Raw genomic sequence first — 16,077 nt, 5'->3', positions numbered from 1 at the left:
CGGAGGAAGGGCTGTTTCGTGCAGCGCGCACCAGCTTCAGTCGTCTGCATGGCAAGCGAATCACCATCAAGAGCGCCCCCATCCGCCCTGTCGGGCACCTTCCCCCGCGATGCGGAGGAAGGGCTGTTTCGTGCAGCGCGCACCAGCTTCAGTCGTCTGCATGGCAAGCGAATCACCATCAAGAGCGCCCCCATCCGCTCTGCCGGGCACCTTCCCCCGCGATGCGGAGGAAGGGCTGTTTCGGGCAGCGAGCAGCAGCTTCAGTCGTCGAAATTGGTGCGCAGCAGCTTCTCCACGTCCTTGCCGCGGCCGGCAAGGATTGCCTTGGCCGAGTACAGCGCGGTGTGCAGGACCTGGCCGGGCTCGATTTTCGGGGGCATCACCAGTTCGTAGCGATTGACGCGGACGTCGAGCAGGGCCGGGCCCGGTTGTGCCAGCACGTCGCGGATTGCCTCTTCGAGTCCATCGGCCTTTTCCACGCGCCTGGCGTGGAAGCCGATCGCCTCGGCCAGCTTGGCGAAGTCGGGGTTTTTCAGATCGGTATAGGTATCGAGCAGCCCTTCGACTTTCTGTTCCATCTCGACGAAGCCGAGCGAGCTGTTGTTGTAGACGATGACCTTGATCGGGATCTGCTCCTGCACCGCGGTGAGCAGGTCGCCCAGCAGCATCGCCAGGCCGCCATCACCGGACAGCGAGATCACCTGCCGCTGCGGGAAGGCCTTCTTGATGCCCAGCGCCGAGGGCATCGCATTGGCCATGGTGCCGTGAACCAGGCTGGTGAGGGTGCGGCGCTTGCCGTTGCTGTGGATGTGCCGGAGCAACCACACCATCGGGCTGCCGCCGTCGGCGGTGAAGACGGCATCGTCGTCGGCGTGCCGGTCGATCAGCCGGGTCAGGTATTGCGGGTGGATCAGGCCATCCTCGCCCGGTTGCTCCTCGTCGGCCAGTTGCTGCAGGGTCTGCTCGCGATGCTTCAGGCTGTTGCGCAGGAACGCGTGTTCTTCGCGCTCGTCGAGCAGTGGCAGCAGCGCCTGCAAGGTTTCCCTGACGTGACCGACCACGCCCAGATCAACCGGGTGGCGGCGTCCGAGATGGGTGGCGTCGCTGTCGACCTGGATCAGCTTCGCCTCGTTCGGGTAGAACTGGCTCCAGGCGAAATCGGCGCCTAGCAGCAGCAGGGTGTCGCAGGCGTCGATGGCGCGGAAGCCCGAGGCCACGCCGATGATGCCGGTCATGCCGACGTTGTACGGATTGTCCGGCTCGATGAAATCCTTGGCGCGCGAGGTGTGTGCCACCGGCGCCTTGATCTTTTCCGCCAGCGCGACGATCTCGCGCTGGGCGCCTTCGCAGCCGGAGCCGCAGTACAGGGTGACCCGCTTGCCGGCATTGATCAGCGCGGCCATCTGCGCCAGCTCGCGGTCCGAGGGTCGCAGCATCGGTTGCGGTTGGTGCGGCTTGAACGGCAGGCCCGCGTCGACCTCGGCCTTGCTGATATCGCCCGGCACGATGATCACCGCCGCGCCGCGCTTGTTCAGCGCGGCCTGCGCCGCCAGCGCGGTGACGCGCCGGGCCTGTTCCGGCGAGTGGATGTAGGCGCAGAAGTGGCTGCAGGTGTCGTAGATCGGCTTCAGGTCCACTTCCTGCGGAAAATCCATGCCCATCTCGCTGGTGGCGACCTGGGTGGCGATCAGCACCACCGGCGCGCGATTGCGATGGGCCTCGAACAGGCCGTTGATGAAGTGCAGGCTGCCCGGGCCGCAGGTGCCCGCACAGGCGGCGAGCCGGCCGCTGAGCAGGGCGTCGCCACCGGCCGCCATCGCGCCGGCTTCCTCATGGCGCATGTGCACCCATTCGATGTCGCTGCGACGGATCGCGTCGGTGATGTGGTTGAGGGTGTCACCGACGATGCCGTAGCAGCGCTGCACGCCGGCCTCGGCCAGGGTTTCGATGATGATGTCGGCGACTTTCTGCTTGCTCATGCGGTACTCCGGCGGACTGATGTGGATGGCGCGCGTGGCGCGCGCATCTCCCCATTCAAGAACTTCCGCTGAAAATCCCGCGTGAAAGAGCCGCGGCAGGGCCTGAAACGAACAGACCCGCCGGGAAGGCGGGTCTGCAGGCAGTGACATCGCGGCAGAGAATTCAGCCGCGGCTGATGCCGGCATCACCCTGGGCAAGCGCCGGCGCCGGTCCGGCCACGGCCAGCAGGGACTGCGCGTAGCTGTCCTCGATGCTGATGGTGGAGACCTCGTCCCAGCTGAAGAACGATACTTCGCGCATCCACTCCGCGTCCGGGCTCAGCTCCTGCATGTTGAAGCCTTCGTCCTCGATGCTGACCAGCCGGCCGATGTAGCAGACCTCGGCCTCGTCCTCGCTGTCCACGTGCACGCCGATCACCTGGGCCTGCGCGCCGGCGGCCTGGACCACGTCGCGGATGCAGTCCAGCGGGAAGCCGCGCGGCATGCGCGGCAGGATGTGCTTCAGTGCCAGCGCCTTCTCGAAGAACACGTGGTGCCGGTCCGGTGATTCCAGCTCGGAGACGTCGCGGTGGCGCATCACGTACATGCCGTCGTAGGTGATGCCGTCGCCGACCACCCAGAGCAGGAAGAACTCGCGCCCCACGCCGCCCACATAGCCGCAGAAGCTGCCGTGTTCGAGGCCGTCGCGCCACAGCCGGACCAGCGTCTGCTTCTGCTGCGCCTGGCGCAACTGGGCGCGCTGGCCGGTGCTTTTCAGTTCAATGACATTGTTCACAGCTTGCATTCTAACAGGTCGGGCCTAACCGCCGGCCCTACAGGATGTACCGACTGAGGTCCTCGTCACGAACCAGGCTGGCGAGCGAATTATCTACATGTTCGGCGCTGATAACGTACTTTTCTCCGGATTTATCCGCTGCTTCGAAGGAAATATTTTCCAGCAGGCGCTCCATCACGGTATGCAGGCGGCGCGCGCCGATGTTCTCGGTGCGCTCGTTGACCTGGAACGCCACCTCGGCCAGTCGGTCGATGCCGGAATCGGTGAACTCCAGCCCGACCCCTTCGGTACTGAGCAGGGCCACGTACTGTTTGGTCAGGGCGTTGTTCGGCTCGCGCAGGATGCGCTTGAAGTCGTCCACCGAGAGCGCGGACAGTTCGACCCGGATCGGCAGGCGACCCTGCAATTCGGGAATCAGGTCCGACGGCTTGGCCAGCGAGAACGCGCCGGAAGCAATGAACAGCATGTGGTCGGTCTTGATCGGGCCGTACTTGGTCGACACGGTGGAACCCTCCACCAGCGGCAGCAGATCGCGCTGCACGCCTTCGCGACTGACGCCGGCGTGGCCGTGGTCACTGCGCTGGGCCACCTTGTCGATCTCGTCGAGGAAGACGATGCCGTTCTGCTCGGCGTTTTCCATCGCCTGGGCGCGGATCTCCTCGTCGTTGAGCAGCTTGCCGGCCTCCTCGTCAACCAGCAGCGGGCGCGCGGCCTTGATCGCCAGCTTGCGGGTCTGGGTCTTGGCGCCGCCCAGGTTCTGGAACATCTGGCGCAGCTGCGCGCCCATCTCCTCCATGCCCGGCGGCGACATGATCTCCACGCCGACGTTGCTGGCCAGTTCCAGTTCGATCTCGCGCTCGTCCAGCGCGCCCTCGCGTAGCTGCTTGCGCAGCTTCTGGCGGGTGTCGCTGTCGATGGCCGGCGCGGCGGGCTTGTCGTGGCTCCAGTCGCTCGGCTCGGCCTGGCGGCGCGGCAACAAGGCGTCGAGAATGCGATCCTCGGCGCGATCTTCCGCCTGCGAGCGCACGCGCTTGACCGCCTGCTCTCGGGTCAGCTTGTAGGCGCCATCGGCGAGGTCGCGGATGATCGACTCCACGTCCTTGCCGACATAGCCGACCTCGGTGAACTTGGTCGCCTCGACCTTCACGAACGGCGCATTGGCCAGTGTCGCCAGTCGCCGCGCGATCTCGGTCTTGCCCACGCCGGTGGGGCCGATCATCAGGATGTTTTTCGGCGTGATCTCGTTGCGCATCTCCGGCGGCAGCTGCATGCGCCGCCAACGGCTGCGCAGCGCCACTGCCACGGCGCGCTTGGCGTCGTGCTGGCCGATGATGTAGCGGTCGAGTTCGTTGACGATTTCGCGGGGGGTGAGTTCACTCATGGCTTTGCCGGGATTCGTGATTCGTGATTGGGGATTGCGGATTTGCAGAGCAGCGCGGGGTTTGGCTGGGCTTTTGCGAATCTCGAATCCCCAATCCCAAACCCCGCAGCAATCACAGCTCTTCGATCGACACGTTGTGATTCGTATAAATACAGATATCGCCGGCGATCTTCAGCGCCTTCTCGACGATGGTGCGGGCGTCCAGTTCGGTGTTCTCCAGCAGCGCGCGAGCGGCTGACTGGGCGAACGGGCCGCCGGAGCCGATCGCGATCAGGCCGTGTTCGGGTTCGACCACGTCGCCGTTGCCCGAAATCAGCAGCGAGACCTCCTTGTCGGCCACCGCCAGCATCGCCTCGAGCTTGCCGAAGCGGCGATCGGTGCGCCATTCCTTGGCCATCTCCACCGCGGCGCGGGTGAGATTGTTGTTGTGCCGCTCGAGTTTCTGCTCGAACAGTTCGAACAAGGTGAACGCATCGGCGGTGGCGCCGGCGAACCCGGCCACGACCTCGCCCGTCTTGCCGAGTCGGCGCACCTTGCAGGCGTTGCCTTTCATCACCGTGTTGCCCAGGGTGACCTGGCCGTCGCTGCCGATCACCACGTGACCCTCGCGGCGCACGCAGACGATGGTGGTGGCGTGAAATGGTTCCATACGAAACTCCGTGGTTGAGCGAACAACATGGGGGTGCTTGGTCGGGGCTTCAACACGGGAGCGGGAAGTGAGTGGAGAGGAGTGAGGAGTGAGAGAAAGCAGACGGCAAGACGCGCTCCTCTCTCACTTCTCACTCCTCTCCACTCACTCCTTGCTCTTTTTCACTCGGCCCGCGGGTGCGCCGCGTCATACACGGCGCACGCAAACGACGGTGGCGGCGTGAAATGGTCCCATTCGAAGCTCCGTGGTTGAGCGAACAAGACGGGGGTGCTTGGTCGGGGCTTCAACACGGGAGCGGGAAGTGAGTGAAGAGGAGTGAGGAGTGAGAGAAAGCAGACGGCAAGACGCGCTCCTCTCTCACTCCTCACTCCTCTCCACTCACTCCTTAGCTCTTCTTCACTTGGGCCCGCGGGTGCGCCGCGTCATACACGGCGCACGCAAACGATGGTGGCGGCGTGAAATGGTCCCATACGAAGCTCCGTGGTTGAGCGAACAAGCCTGACCATGACCACGGTTATGGGGTACGAAATCCAGGGGCAACGTCAGACGGCAAGACGCGCCCTCTCTCACTCCTCACTCCTCACCACTCACTCCTTGCTCTTCCTCACGCGCGCCCGCGGATGCGCCGCGTCATACACCTTGGCCAGATGCTGGAAATCCAGGTGGGTGTAGATCTGGGTGGTGGCGATGTCGGCGTGGCCGAGCAGCTCCTGTACCGCGCGCAGGTCGCCGGAGGATTCCAGCATGTGGCTGGCGAAGGTGTGCCGCAGCAGGTGGGGGTGGATGTGTTTGGGGATGCCTTGCTGCAGCGCCAGCGTTTTCATGCGCAGCTGGATCGTGCGGGGATGGATGGGTGCACCGCCACGGCCGCGGAAGACCGGGCTTTCCGGCGTCGTGCCCTGTTCTGCGCCGAGCGCGCGCAGCGCGGCCACCGCGTGGCGGCCGACCGGCACGATGCGGGTCTTGGAACCCTTGCCCAGCACGCGCACCTCGCCGTCTTCCAGGTTCAGGTCGAGCCAGCGCAGGCCGACCAGCTCGGACAGGCGCAGGCCGCTGGAGTAGAACAGCTCCAGCATGGCGCGGTCGCGCACGGCCAGTTTGCCGCCGCTGTCGCTCTCGACCAGCGCGCCGGCCTCGTCGACGTCGAGCACCTGCGGCAGCTTGCGGCGCAGCTTCGGACCGCGCACGCCCAGCAGCGGGTCGTGGGTCAGCAAACCCTCGCGATGGAGCTGGCGAAACAGGCTGCGGCAGGACGAAAGCAGTCGCTGCAGACTCTTCGGCGCCAGTCCGGCGCGGTGTTCGGCGGCGATGAAGCTGCGCATCCGGTTGGTATCGAGCAACTCGAAGGCGGTCAGCTGCGCGGCCTCCATGTAGCGCAGCAGCTTGGCCAGGTCGCGACGGTAGCCGGCGACGGTGTGCGGCGAGGCGTGGCGTTCGCCGGCGAGGCGCGCGAGCCAGGTCTCGACCTGGCCGGTCGGGGTCATGGACGGCTCAGGAGACATCCCGCGAGCGCGCCAGCGCAGCGGTGATGGTGGCGGAAATCATCTTCAGGAACAGCGTGCCCATGCCCGGCTGGAAACGGTTCGGGTCGGCGCTGCCGATCGCCAGGATGCCGGCCTCGCCCAGGTGCAACATTGCCACCGACTGGATGTCGCCCGCGCTGTCGCCGAACAGCCGCTCCAGCTTCTCGCTGGACAGGCGCCCGGAGCTGGGCTCGCCGTTTTGCAGGAACTCGGCGAACTCCGGCAGCGCTTCCGCGCCACCGGGAACCTGCCGCAGCCAGTCGGCGCGCGGCAGCTTGGGTTCGTCGCCGAACAGCAGCATGCGCACCTGCTCGGTATGGAAATCCGCGCTGAGCTTGGCGACCACGGTGCGCACGGTCACCTCGAGCGTGTTGGCCCGCAGCAGCGCCACGGTCAGCGCGTGCACGCGCTCCATCAGCTTCTCGTTCTCGGCCGCGATCTCGATCAGCTCGGCCAGTCGGCGTTCGAGCTCGGCATTCTTGTCGCGCAGGCTCTGCATCTGGTACACCGCCAGCGACGCCACGGCACCGCCCTGTTCGCGCGGTGGCATGGTGAGCTTGGCGGCCAGTTCGGGGTACGCGCTGAGAAACTCGGGGTGGCGCTTGAGATAGGCCGCGACCACGCGGGCCTGGGTGGCATCGTCGAGCAGGGTTGCGGTCATGCGAGGTAGTCCTTGGTGCCGGGGCGACGCAGCTGGGGAGAATGTCGGTCGCTGCAGTGTGCGATGGACGCGGGCGCGCTTCAACCGGCGCGGCTCGTCAGCCGGCCGGAATCGGCCATTGACCCTCGAACACGAAGCTGGCCGAGCCGGTCATCCACAAGGTGTGGCCGGGCCCGGCCCAGTCGATGCGCAGGGTTCCGCCCGGCAAGGTCACTTGTGCCGAATCGTCGACTTCGCCGCGTTGATGCAGCACCGCCATCGCGGCACAGGCACCGGTACCGCAGGCCCGGGTCCAGCCCGCGCCACGTTCGTGCACGCGCAGGCGCAGCTGGCCACGATCGACCCGTTGCACGAAGCCGGCATTGGCCTGCGCGGGGAAGCGCTCGTGGCAGGACAGCAGCGGACCGAGCCGCTCCAGCGCGGGGTCGGAGAGATCTTCTGTCACCACCACGGCGTGCGGATTGCCCATCGACACCGCGCCGATCCGGATCGATTCGTCATCCAGGGCGATCTCGTATGCATCGGCAGCGACGGTTGCCACGAACGGGATGCGCGCCGGCTCGAACACGGGCTCGCCCATGTCGACGGTGACTTCGCCTGCGGCGAGCAGGCGTACCGTCACCGGGCCGGACGGGCTTTCGATTCGCACGCTGTCATCCAGTGCCAATTCACCGGCCCGATGCAGCCACGCGGCGACGCAGCGCACGCCGTTGCCACACTGGCCGGACGGCGTGCCATCCGCATTCCAGATGCCGTAATAGAAGGCACAGGACGGATCGCGCGCCGGCTCCACGCTCAGCAGCTGGTCGAAACCCACGCCGGTATGCCGATCAGCCAGCGCGCGGATCTGTGCGACGTTCAGCGGAAACGCGCGTGCGCGGCAATCCAGCACGACGAAGTCGTTGCCGTTGCCGTGCATCTTGGAGAATTGCAGCGACGTCGCGCCCATGGTCAGCGTTGGCCGCTGACCGGCTTCGCACTGCTGGCGCTGGCTGGCGCGGCGGGGGCGGGCGCCGGAGCGCTGGCGGCCGCTGCCGGTCGGGGTGGCGGCAAGACCAGCGGGCCCTTGTTGCCGCAGCCGGCAAGCAGGGCGGCGACGAGGACAAGCAGCAGCAACAGGGATCGACGCATGGGAGAGGTTCCTGAAACAGAGCCGCAGTATAACGAGGCGGCGACGCGGTGCCGGGGGCCGCTATGATGACGCCATGAACCGCGCAATGCAGCGACGAGGAAGCTGGTGATGGATTGGAGCGCCCTGCTGCGCCTGCCGATGACCGTGCTGCTGATCCTGGCGGCGGTGTTCGTGCTCTTGACCCTGGTGCAACTGGTGGTGTTGCGCCGGCATCTGCAAGCGCGTCGCCGCGCGGCCGCCAGCTGGCGCGCGCTGTTGTGTCTGCTGTGCTTCGCGCTGGCGTTGCTGCTCGGCGGCACCGGCGCCGCGCTGCGCGGCTATCGCATGCTGGGACAGGAGGCGCCGGTGGTCGACATCGACGCCCGCATCCTGTCGCCGCAGCACTGGGCGCTGACCCTGACCTGGCCGGATGGCAGCACGCGGCAGGTCCAGTTGGCCGGCGACGACTGGCGCGTCGAGGCGATCGTGCTGAAATGGAAACTGCCGGCGCTGCTGGCCGGGGTGCCACCGCTGTACCGGCTCGACCGGCTGTCGGGACGTTACGACGACCCGGCGCAGGAGATGAACGCACCACGCACCGTGATCAGCTTCGACGAGGCCGGCTCGTTCGACCTGGTCAAGCTCAGCCGCAAATATCCGAAGTCGTTGCCCGAGGTCGACACGGTCTACGGCAGCGGCGCGTTCCTGCCGCTGGTCGACGGCGGCCACTACACGGTAAGCCTGATGCGTACCGGCGCGCTGGTGGCCCGCGCCGATCCGGCCACCGAGCAGCGCATCAGCCATCCACTGGGCGGCTGAGCCGCATTCATCACCATGAAATGCGCAGCCAGGGCGATGGCGCGCGCTCGACGAATTCGCGCTGCACATGGGCGAACAGTTCGCGTTGACCGCCGAACGGCACGGCGTCGATGGCCTCCGCGATCGACAACCAGCGGAATGCATCGTGCTCGTCGTTCAACTGCACTGTGGCGTCGTCCGCGACCACGGCGAGGAACGACGGCACGACCTGGATGCATTCAGCGCCGACGTCATAGAACTGCTCGCAGGAGTCGGTCGCATACAATGCCAGCGGGCGCAGCGAGGTCTCTTCGGCCAGCTCGCGCAGCGCGCACTGCCACATCCGCTCGCCCTCCTCCCGATGGCCGGCGATATAGGTCCATGCGCCGGTCAGCACCGGTCCGGCGCGGCGCACCAGCAGCACCCGGGCATCACGGCCGCTGCCGCGCACGGCCACCACGGATGCCATCGTGCAACGCGACGGTATGCTTGCCATGACCCGTACCTCTACTGAGCGCGTGCTGCCGCCAGCTCAGTCCAGCAGCTTTTCGTAGCGCCAGGCGTCGGCGGCATCCTCGTAATAATGCCCATATTCGCCGACCCGTCGGTAACCCTCGCGCTCGTACAGGCGGACTGCCGCGGCGTTGTCCACGCGCACTTCCAGTCGCAGCGCACGGCAGCCGCGGCGTGCGGCGTGCGTGGCGGCTGCCTGCAGCAATGCGGCACCGATGCCCCGGCCTCGCGCCTCGGGCCGGGTCGCCAGCGAGTACACCCGGGCCACGCGGCTGCCCTTGCGGAAGAACAGCACGATGGCGCCGAGGATGTGGTGTCCGCCCGCGCTGGCCACCAGCACCTGCGCGGAATCACTGTCGAGGTGGCGGCGATACTGCGCGCGACTCATGCGGTCACCGTTGAATGCCTGCTGCTCCAGCGCCACCAGCAGGTCAAGGTCGGACATGTCGGCGCGGCGGACGTGGGCGCGGGTGATCGCGGGTGCTGATTGCATGGGATGCCGGGCTGGTCCTGGGGATGCCGCGCGGACTGTAGCAGGCAGCCCGCTTCGGAGGCATGATGTTTAGGTGTCCTTCAGTGCCGACTCTTGTGTCCGTGCGGCGCTGTGCCAGACTTCACAACTTGCCTGTCGCCGGCCCTCCGGCGCGGCGTTCCCCGGCTGTCGTTTCCTTCGAGAGGTGTCATGACCCGCCTGGTCATTGTTGTCGAAAAAGCCTCCGACTGGGGCTCGTACTACCCGTCCGTGGACGTGATGAGCGCGATGGACTACCTGCGCCAGCCGGTCGCCAACGACGAGCGCACGCATGTGCTCAATCTCTGCCGCAGTTACAAATACCTGGGCGCCGGCTACTACGTCTCGCTGCTGGCGGAGGCGCGCGGGCACAAGGTGATGCCGTCGGTGCGCACGGTCAACGACCTGCGCCGGCGCTCGCTCTACGGCCTGGACATCGAGGATCTCAATGCCAAGCTGACCCACTTCCTGCCTGCCGGAGGACGCGACACCACCGACTTCGGCATCCTGGTGTATTTCGGCGTGACCGCCTATCCCGCCTTGCAGGATCTGGCGCGCCAGGTGTTCGAGACGTTTCCCTGTCCACTGCTGCGGATCGAGTTCGAGCGCGACCGCGTATGGCAGGTCAGCGCGATCAAGCCGGTCGGCCTGCACACCCTGGACGACGCGCAGGAGGATGCGTTTGCCGAGGAGCTCGACCGCTTCTCGCGCAAGCTGTGGCGCAAGCCACGCGCGCGCCGGCAATTCCGCTACGACCTGGCGATGCTGGTCGATCCCAACGAGCAGATGCCCCCGTCGAACAAAAAGGCGCTGAAAGCCTTCATCCATGCCGGCAAGGAACTGGGCATCGAGGTCGACCCGATCGGCAAGAACGACTATCAGCGCCTGGCCGAATACGACGGGCTGTTCATCCGCGAAACCACCGCCAGCGACAACCATACCTACCGTTTCGCCCATCGCGCGGAGAAGGAAGGCATGGTGGTGATGGACGACCCCGCCTCGATCCTGCGCTGCACCAACAAGATCTTCCTCAACGACCTGATGGTCTCGCGCAAGCTGGCGGTACCGCGCACCGAGATTCTCTACCGCGACGACAACAAGGGCACCAAGGAAGTCGTGGCCCGGCTCGGCTTCCCGCTGGTGCTGAAGATTCCCGACGGTTCGTTCTCGCGCGGCGTGGTGAAGGTGGAGGACGAAGCCGCGCTGACCGCGGCGGCCAGCGGCCTGTTCCAGCACAGCGCCTTGCTGCTGGCGCAGGAATACGTGTACACCGAGTTCGACTGGCGCGTCGGCGTGCTCAACAACGAAGCCTTGTACGCGTGCAAGTACTACATGTCGCGCGGGCACTGGCAGATCTACAACCACGGCGCCAAGGGCACCGCGAAATCAGGGGGTTTCGAGACGATCGCGGTCAAGGATGCCCCGGCCGAGGTGATCAAGCTGGCCTTGAAAGCCACCCACCTGATCGGTGACGGTCTGTACGGCGTCGACCTGAAGCAGGTCGGCAGCAAGCCGGTGGTGATCGAGGTGAACGACAACCCGTCGATCGACGCCGGCGTCGAGGACGCGTACCTGGGCGACGAGCTTTACCTGCGCATCATGCGCGAGTTCCTGCGCCGGATGGAGCGCAAGCGCCAGGGAACCGCCTGAGTCTTCAGTGCCAGATCACGCCGTGGACGGCGTGAACGGCATCCAGCCGGCGCACACGACGCCGCCGCAGCTGGCGCAGCAGGCCGGGATCCAGCGCCAGCAACACGACCAGCGGTGCGCCAAGCAGCCAGAACGTGGGGGTCCAGCCGAGCAGCGCGGTGTGTACCGGCACCAGTGTCGTGAGCAGCAGAAAGCCTCCGGCACACAACCACAGCACGGTGGCGGAGAACAGGTGTCGATGGTGTGGCGAGGTTTGGGTGCGCATGAGAAGTCTCCTCAAGGAAGTTGCCCGCAGCGTGCCGCGCACCCATCTCATCGCTTGCGACCATGTCGCCAAGCCCATGACCGCAGGGCGGGCTCCGCCCGCCGATTCCCCGTAGCGAACGAAGGCGACCGGCAGAGCCCGCCCACGCCACGTAGAATGGCAAGCAGTGATCACCTCAGGAGCCAACATGTCAGCCCCGCAGTTTGCCGTGTTCGGCCACCCGATCAGTCACAGCCTGTCGCCGCAGATCCATCAGACGTTCGCTCGACAGTCCGGCATCGATCTCACTTATCGTGCGATCGATGCGACAGCAGACGACTTCCGCGCGGCCGTGCGACGCTTTTTTGCCGAAGGCGGGATTGGCGCGAACGTCACCCTGCCACACAAGGGAGCGGCCTTGGCGCTGGCCAACGAGGCCAGCGTGGCTGCCAGCCGCGTCGGTGCCGCGAACGTGCTGACCCGCCTGCCCGACGGCCGGCTGGCCGCCCACAACACCGACGGCGACGGCATGGTGCGCGACATCACCGAGCGCTACCGCGCCGATTTGCGCGGTCGCAACGCCTTGCTGCTCGGCGCCGGGGGGGCCGCCCACGGGGTGGCCTGGAACCTGCTCGATGCCGGGGTGGATACGCTGGTCATCGTCAATCGCTCACCGGCGCCGGCTGACGCGCTGGCCGACGCCATCGGCGAGCCGGCCAGGGCGCATACGCGTTACTGGAAGGACCTGGGCAGCATCGGCAGCTACGACCTGATCGTCAACGCCACCTCGGCGGGCGTACTGGGCGAAGACTTGCGGCTGCCGGGCTCGCTGATCGGCGCTCGTGCGCTTTGCTACGACCTGTCCTACGGCGCCGCAGCCAGCGCCTTCCTGACATGGGCGGCCGCGGCGGGCGCGCAGCACGCCTACGATGGCCTCGGCATGCTGGTGGAAACCGCCGCGGACGCATTCCAGTTGTGGCATGGCCAACGCCCGGACACGGAGCCGGTTTACGTTTCGCTGCGTCGACAACTGCAGTAGAAGGGCGGGTATCCTCTGCAAAACCTGCCGTGCTACGGCTCACCCGGGCCGCCGCGGAGCTGAAGCGGGGACGAGATTCCGAGGGCCGCTCTTGAACGCATCGAATGATGGCATGTTGGCCCCTCGGCGCTTGCACCGGCGAGGCGTGCCCTGGTGGCTGAGCGGCCTGCTGCTGGGCGCCCTCACGCTCGCGCATGCCCAGCAAACGCCGCGCTCGGTGTCCGAGCCGGTCGCGGCGGCTTCTGTCGCTGCGGCAACGAGCAGTCCCTCGGCGGCGTCGGTACCGGTCCAGCACGATGACGCCCAGCTGCGCAGCGAGATTGACGAACTGCGCGGCTTGGTCGACGGGCGTCTGCCAAGTCACACCTCGCTCGCTGCGCTGTTCGAGATCGACCTGGGCGACGAGGCTGCAGTGGCCCAGCGCGTCAAGGTCCTGCAGGAGCGTCTGGCGGCGCTCAACCCGACCACGACGGCCGCGCCGCTTCCCGACACGCTGGCTGCCTTGCGTCTGGAGCGCGACCGCGAGCGACTGGCTTTCCTCACCTTGCCGGTCGAACGGCGTCATGCGCTTGCCGCGCAGGAACGGCTGCGCGACGAGGCGCAGACGCTGGTCGCCGAGAAGCAGGCTTCCGAAGCCGCGCTCGCCGCCACCGAGCAGGCCAGGGACAAGGCGCTGGTCGCCGTCAGTCGGGCCGAAGACGACAGTGCGCGCACGCTGGCCACCGAACAGGCTCGACTGCTTGCCCATCTCGGCGAACTGGCCGCGCTGCGACAAACCTGGGCGCATGCCAAGGAAGCCCAGCTGGCCTTCCGCAACGAGCTGCTGGACCGCTACGCGGCGGTCGATGCGGGCACGCCGCTGAATGCAAGACAGGCGGACGCGCTCTATGCCGGCATTCGCACCGATCTGCGCAAGTTGCGGGCGGCGGCCGACCGCGCACTGGATGCGCTGGACAGCCCCTCCGACATCGTGTCGCTGCAGAATCTGCCGTCGCTCGATGACCAGCGTTTCGCGAAGCACCCGCGCGCGCTGCAGCGCGTGCGCGAGGTGCGCAACGAGGTGGCGCACGAGGAGGCGCAGTTGCGCGAGCGCGAAGCCGACGAGCGCTACGCCGACGCCAGGGAAATGATGAGCGCGTTGCGCATCCTGCAGGCGCGCCGGGTCGCGCTGGTGCCCGCGCTGTCGCCGGCTTACCGGGCGGAGATGACCGGTTTCACCCGTGAAGGCCTGGGACGCGTACTCAGCGAAGTCGAGCACGTGGAACTGATGGCGCGCTGGTATCCGATCGAACGGATGCATCAGGCGCATGACTTCGCGGCGATGCTCGGCAACCTGGTCAATGCCGGTCGCTTCGGTGTGGAACTGTTCGGCCTGATCGTGATCCTGGCGGCGATGCTGGTGATGCGCCAGCGCATCCGCCAGTGGCTCAACCGCGGTCGGTTGTGGCTGGACGCGCGGGTGCATCCACGCAGCCTGATGCTGCGCGTGGACAAGGCCATGCAGCTGCTGATCGCGGTGGCGCACGAACTGATCCTGCTGCTCGCCGTCTATTTGCTGTTCGACCAGTTGCTGGTCAGCGAACTCGGCGCCCCCGAGCTGGCCACCTTGCGCAGTCTGGCCTATGCCTACGCCTGGTACCGCCTCGCGCTGGCATCCATCCACCGGATTCTGCTGACCGCCGTTTCGAGCTATCGCAAGGTCAACTTCGAGCTCAACCGGAAGATCCTGCTGTCGCTGCGGCTGATCGCGCGCCTGGTGCTGTTCGTGGCGATCTACCTGATCCTGGCCCAGGCGCTGCTGGGTCGCGGCGCCTTGTACGGCATCGCGCGGAACCTTGCGCTGTTCGGCGCCTTCCTGGTCGGCTGGCGGCTGATGCGCAACTGGCGCGGCGAGGTGACCCGTGCCTACCTGACGCTTTCGCCCGAGGGCCGGCTGGCCCGTCTGGTGCGCGACAGCGAGAACCGCTCGTTCGGCCTGCTGGTTGCGGCCGCGGCGTTCGTCTTCATTGCGGCGCGTGCGCTGTGGGTCTGGCTGCGCGATGTCGCGCTGGGTTTCGAGCAGACCCGCAAGGCGCTGGCCTACCTGTTCCGGCGCCAGTTGGAACGCCAATCCAGGAACCAGCCTGCGCCACCCGATCCGGAGCTGCTGCCCGAGGCGCTGCAGGCCGCGCTGACCGAGGAGGCCGTGACGCAGGACAACCTGCATGTTGCGAACTATCCGGAGCTGGACGAGGTGCTGGCGATCGCGAGTGGTCTGGACGCGGGTGCGCCGGGCGCGCTGATCGCGATTGCCGGTGACCGTGGTGCCGGCAAGACCACCTGGCTGATGCAGTTGCGTGATCGACTGGATGATGCGATCCCGTGCCGGCTGCATGCCTTCGAGTCGCGCTTGATCGGCGCCGACGACGTCTGCCGCCAGCTGTGCGCGATCCTGCAGCTGAAGGAAACCACCGACGCGCAGGAGCTGATCGCACAAATCGGCCAGCAGCCTGCCCAGGTAGTGCTGCTCGACGTCGGCCAGAACCTGATGCTGCGCGCGGTCGGCGGGCTGGCCGGCTACGAGCTGTTCATTCGCGTGGCCCAAGCTACCGTCGACCGGGTGTTGTGGGTGGTCACCTTCGCGCACTGGCCGTTCGAGTACCTGCAGCGCACCCATCCCGATCGCGACGTGTACGATCGCATCATCCGCTTCGATGGCTGGAGCGAGCAGCAGATCGGCGAACTGATCGAGGCGCGTCTTGCGGCGGCAGGCTTCAGTGCCGACTACGAGCAGTTGCTGCTGAACGCGCAGACTCAGCCGCTGTCACGGCGCCATCAACCACCGGCGCTGGGCGAGGCCGCGGAAGGCCTGGCCGAGCGTTATCACCGGCTGGTCTGGGATTATGCCGACGGCAATCCGCGGGTGGCGCTGCACTTCTTCCGTTTGTCGCTGGTCTGGCAAGGTGGCAGCAAGGTCGTGGTGCGACTGTTTCCGATCCCGGCCAGCACGGCGCTGGAACTGTTCGAGGCGCGCACGCTGTTCGTGCTCGCCTGCCTGGCCCAGCACGAGAACCTCACGGCCGCCGAGGCCGCCCGCTCGCTGTGTTTCCCCGTGGCCGAATGCCAGCGCGCGCTGCAGCTGCTGCATCAGCACAACTTCCTCAGTAGCGAGGACAGTGGACGCTATCGCATCACCAGCCACTGGAATCGGGCCGTGCTGCGTTTCCTGCAGCGCCAGAAGATGCTGGCGGTATGAGACAGCGC

At 66.8% G+C, this 16,077-nt stretch carries 15 protein-coding genes; 4 read left to right on the top strand and 11 right to left on the bottom strand.

Going from position 1 to position 16,077, the window contains the following annotated elements:
* Positions 1-260: 260 nt before the first annotated feature.
* The 8 genes from AC0L58_RS16225 to lptM all read right to left on the bottom strand — a co-directional run bounded on the left by AC0L58_RS16225 (position 261) and on the right by lptM (position 8,099).
* Positions 261-1,979 (bottom strand): thiamine pyrophosphate-dependent enzyme, encoded by a 1,719-nt coding sequence (locus AC0L58_RS16225; RefSeq protein ID WP_473685244.1) that lies wholly within the window; start codon positions 1,977-1,979, stop codon positions 261-263.
* Between the two features lie 163 nt (positions 1,980-2,142).
* Positions 2,143-2,763 carry a hypothetical protein gene (locus tag AC0L58_RS16220; protein WP_473685242.1) on the bottom strand — a complete coding sequence of 207 codons (621 nt, stop codon included), beginning with the start codon at positions 2,761-2,763 and terminating at the stop codon, positions 2,143-2,145.
* 28 nt (positions 2,764-2,791) lie between these two features.
* Positions 2,792-4,135 (bottom strand): ATP-dependent protease ATPase subunit HslU, encoded by a 1,344-nt coding sequence (gene hslU / locus AC0L58_RS16215; protein WP_473685240.1) that lies wholly within the window; start codon positions 4,133-4,135, stop codon positions 2,792-2,794.
* A gap of 112 nt (positions 4,136-4,247) precedes the next feature.
* Entirely contained in the window at positions 4,248-4,784 is a 537-nt protein-coding gene (gene hslV / locus AC0L58_RS16210) for an ATP-dependent protease subunit HslV (protein WP_473685238.1), read from the bottom strand.
* Positions 4,785-5,371: 587 nt separating this feature from the next.
* Positions 5,372-6,268 (bottom strand): tyrosine recombinase XerC, encoded by an 897-nt coding sequence (xerC, locus tag AC0L58_RS16205; RefSeq protein WP_473685236.1) that lies wholly within the window; start codon positions 6,266-6,268, stop codon positions 5,372-5,374.
* Between the two features lie 7 nt (positions 6,269-6,275).
* Entirely contained in the window at positions 6,276-6,968 is a 693-nt protein-coding gene (locus AC0L58_RS16200) for a DUF484 family protein (RefSeq protein WP_473685234.1), read from the bottom strand.
* Between the two features lie 97 nt (positions 6,969-7,065).
* Positions 7,066-7,917, bottom strand: a complete 852-nt coding sequence (dapF, locus tag AC0L58_RS16195; protein ID WP_473685232.1) for a diaminopimelate epimerase — start codon at positions 7,915-7,917, stop codon at positions 7,066-7,068.
* 2 nt (positions 7,918-7,919) lie between these two features.
* Positions 7,920-8,099 (bottom strand): LPS translocon maturation chaperone LptM, encoded by a 180-nt coding sequence (gene lptM, locus AC0L58_RS16190; RefSeq protein WP_473685230.1) that lies wholly within the window; start codon positions 8,097-8,099, stop codon positions 7,920-7,922.
* A gap of 109 nt (positions 8,100-8,208) precedes the next feature.
* On the opposite strand from lptM, the gene AC0L58_RS16185 reads away from it, so the two are divergent.
* Positions 8,209-8,898: a hypothetical protein gene (locus AC0L58_RS16185; protein ID WP_473685228.1), complete on the top strand. Its 690-nt coding sequence runs from the start codon at positions 8,209-8,211 to the stop codon at positions 8,896-8,898.
* A 10-nt stretch (positions 8,899-8,908) separates the two neighbouring features.
* Here the strand turns inward: AC0L58_RS16185 and AC0L58_RS16180 are convergent, their stop codons facing one another.
* Positions 8,909-9,346 (bottom strand): NUDIX domain-containing protein, encoded by a 438-nt coding sequence (locus AC0L58_RS16180; RefSeq protein ID WP_473688766.1) that lies wholly within the window; start codon positions 9,344-9,346, stop codon positions 8,909-8,911.
* Positions 9,347-9,409: 63 nt separating this feature from the next.
* Complete coding sequence (locus AC0L58_RS16175) at positions 9,410-9,883, bottom strand: GNAT family N-acetyltransferase (protein WP_473685226.1); 474 nt, start codon at positions 9,881-9,883, stop codon at positions 9,410-9,412.
* Between the two features lie 189 nt (positions 9,884-10,072).
* On the opposite strand from AC0L58_RS16175, the gene AC0L58_RS16170 reads away from it, so the two are divergent.
* Entirely contained in the window at positions 10,073-11,551 is a 1,479-nt protein-coding gene (locus AC0L58_RS16170) for a RimK family protein (RefSeq protein ID WP_473685224.1), read from the top strand.
* Between the two features lie 4 nt (positions 11,552-11,555).
* Here AC0L58_RS16170 and AC0L58_RS16165 read toward each other — a convergent pair whose 3' ends face one another.
* The gene (locus AC0L58_RS16165; RefSeq protein ID WP_473685222.1) at positions 11,556-11,816 is read right to left on the bottom strand and encodes a hypothetical protein; all 261 of its coding nucleotides are present in this window, start codon (positions 11,814-11,816) and stop codon (positions 11,556-11,558) included.
* Positions 11,817-12,003: 187 nt separating this feature from the next.
* Between AC0L58_RS16165 and aroE the strand changes: the two genes are divergently transcribed.
* Both aroE and AC0L58_RS16155 read left to right on the top strand, forming a co-directional pair.
* Positions 12,004-12,834, top strand: coding sequence for a shikimate dehydrogenase (aroE, locus tag AC0L58_RS16160; RefSeq protein ID WP_473685220.1), 831 nt, complete (start codon positions 12,004-12,006; stop codon positions 12,832-12,834).
* Positions 12,835-12,946: 112 nt separating this feature from the next.
* Positions 12,947-16,069, top strand: a complete 3,123-nt coding sequence (locus AC0L58_RS16155; RefSeq protein ID WP_473685218.1) for a hypothetical protein — start codon at positions 12,947-12,949, stop codon at positions 16,067-16,069.
* Positions 16,070-16,077 lie beyond the last annotated feature (8 nt).

Source organism: Rhodanobacter sp. G2-10, assembly GCF_055809185.1.
This window is presented reverse-complemented; position numbering and strand designations above follow the sequence as displayed.

Excerpts from the sequence above, each read along its gene's own strand:
- AC0L58_RS16225 (WP_473685244.1), bottom strand. The coding sequence starts at position 1,979 with ATGAGCAAGCAGAAAGTCGCCGACATCATCATCGAAACCCTGGCCGAG.
- AC0L58_RS16220 (WP_473685242.1), bottom strand. The coding sequence starts at position 2,763 with ATGCAAGCTGTGAACAATGTCATTGAACTGAAAAGCACCGGCCAGCGC.
- hslU (WP_473685240.1), bottom strand. The coding sequence starts at position 4,135 with ATGAGTGAACTCACCCCCCGCGAAATCGTCAACGAACTCGACCGCTAC.
- hslV (WP_473685238.1), bottom strand. The coding sequence starts at position 4,784 with ATGGAACCATTTCACGCCACCACCATCGTCTGCGTGCGCCGCGAGGGT.
- xerC (WP_473685236.1), bottom strand. The coding sequence starts at position 6,268 with ATGACCCCGACCGGCCAGGTCGAGACCTGGCTCGCGCGCCTCGCCGGC.
- AC0L58_RS16200 (WP_473685234.1), bottom strand. The coding sequence starts at position 6,968 with ATGACCGCAACCCTGCTCGACGATGCCACCCAGGCCCGCGTGGTCGCG.
- dapF (WP_473685232.1), bottom strand. The coding sequence starts at position 7,917 with ATGGGCGCGACGTCGCTGCAATTCTCCAAGATGCACGGCAACGGCAAC.
- lptM (WP_473685230.1), bottom strand. The coding sequence starts at position 8,099 with ATGCGTCGATCCCTGTTGCTGCTGCTTGTCCTCGTCGCCGCCCTGCTT.
- AC0L58_RS16185 (WP_473685228.1), top strand. The coding sequence starts at position 8,209 with ATGGATTGGAGCGCCCTGCTGCGCCTGCCGATGACCGTGCTGCTGATC.
- AC0L58_RS16180 (WP_473688766.1), bottom strand. The coding sequence starts at position 9,346 with ATGGCATCCGTGGTGGCCGTGCGCGGCAGCGGCCGTGATGCCCGGGTG.
- AC0L58_RS16175 (WP_473685226.1), bottom strand. The coding sequence starts at position 9,883 with ATGCAATCAGCACCCGCGATCACCCGCGCCCACGTCCGCCGCGCCGAC.
- AC0L58_RS16170 (WP_473685224.1), top strand. The coding sequence starts at position 10,073 with ATGACCCGCCTGGTCATTGTTGTCGAAAAAGCCTCCGACTGGGGCTCG.
- AC0L58_RS16165 (WP_473685222.1), bottom strand. The coding sequence starts at position 11,816 with ATGCGCACCCAAACCTCGCCACACCATCGACACCTGTTCTCCGCCACC.
- aroE (WP_473685220.1), top strand. The coding sequence starts at position 12,004 with ATGTCAGCCCCGCAGTTTGCCGTGTTCGGCCACCCGATCAGTCACAGC.
- AC0L58_RS16155 (WP_473685218.1), top strand. The coding sequence starts at position 12,947 with ATGTTGGCCCCTCGGCGCTTGCACCGGCGAGGCGTGCCCTGGTGGCTG.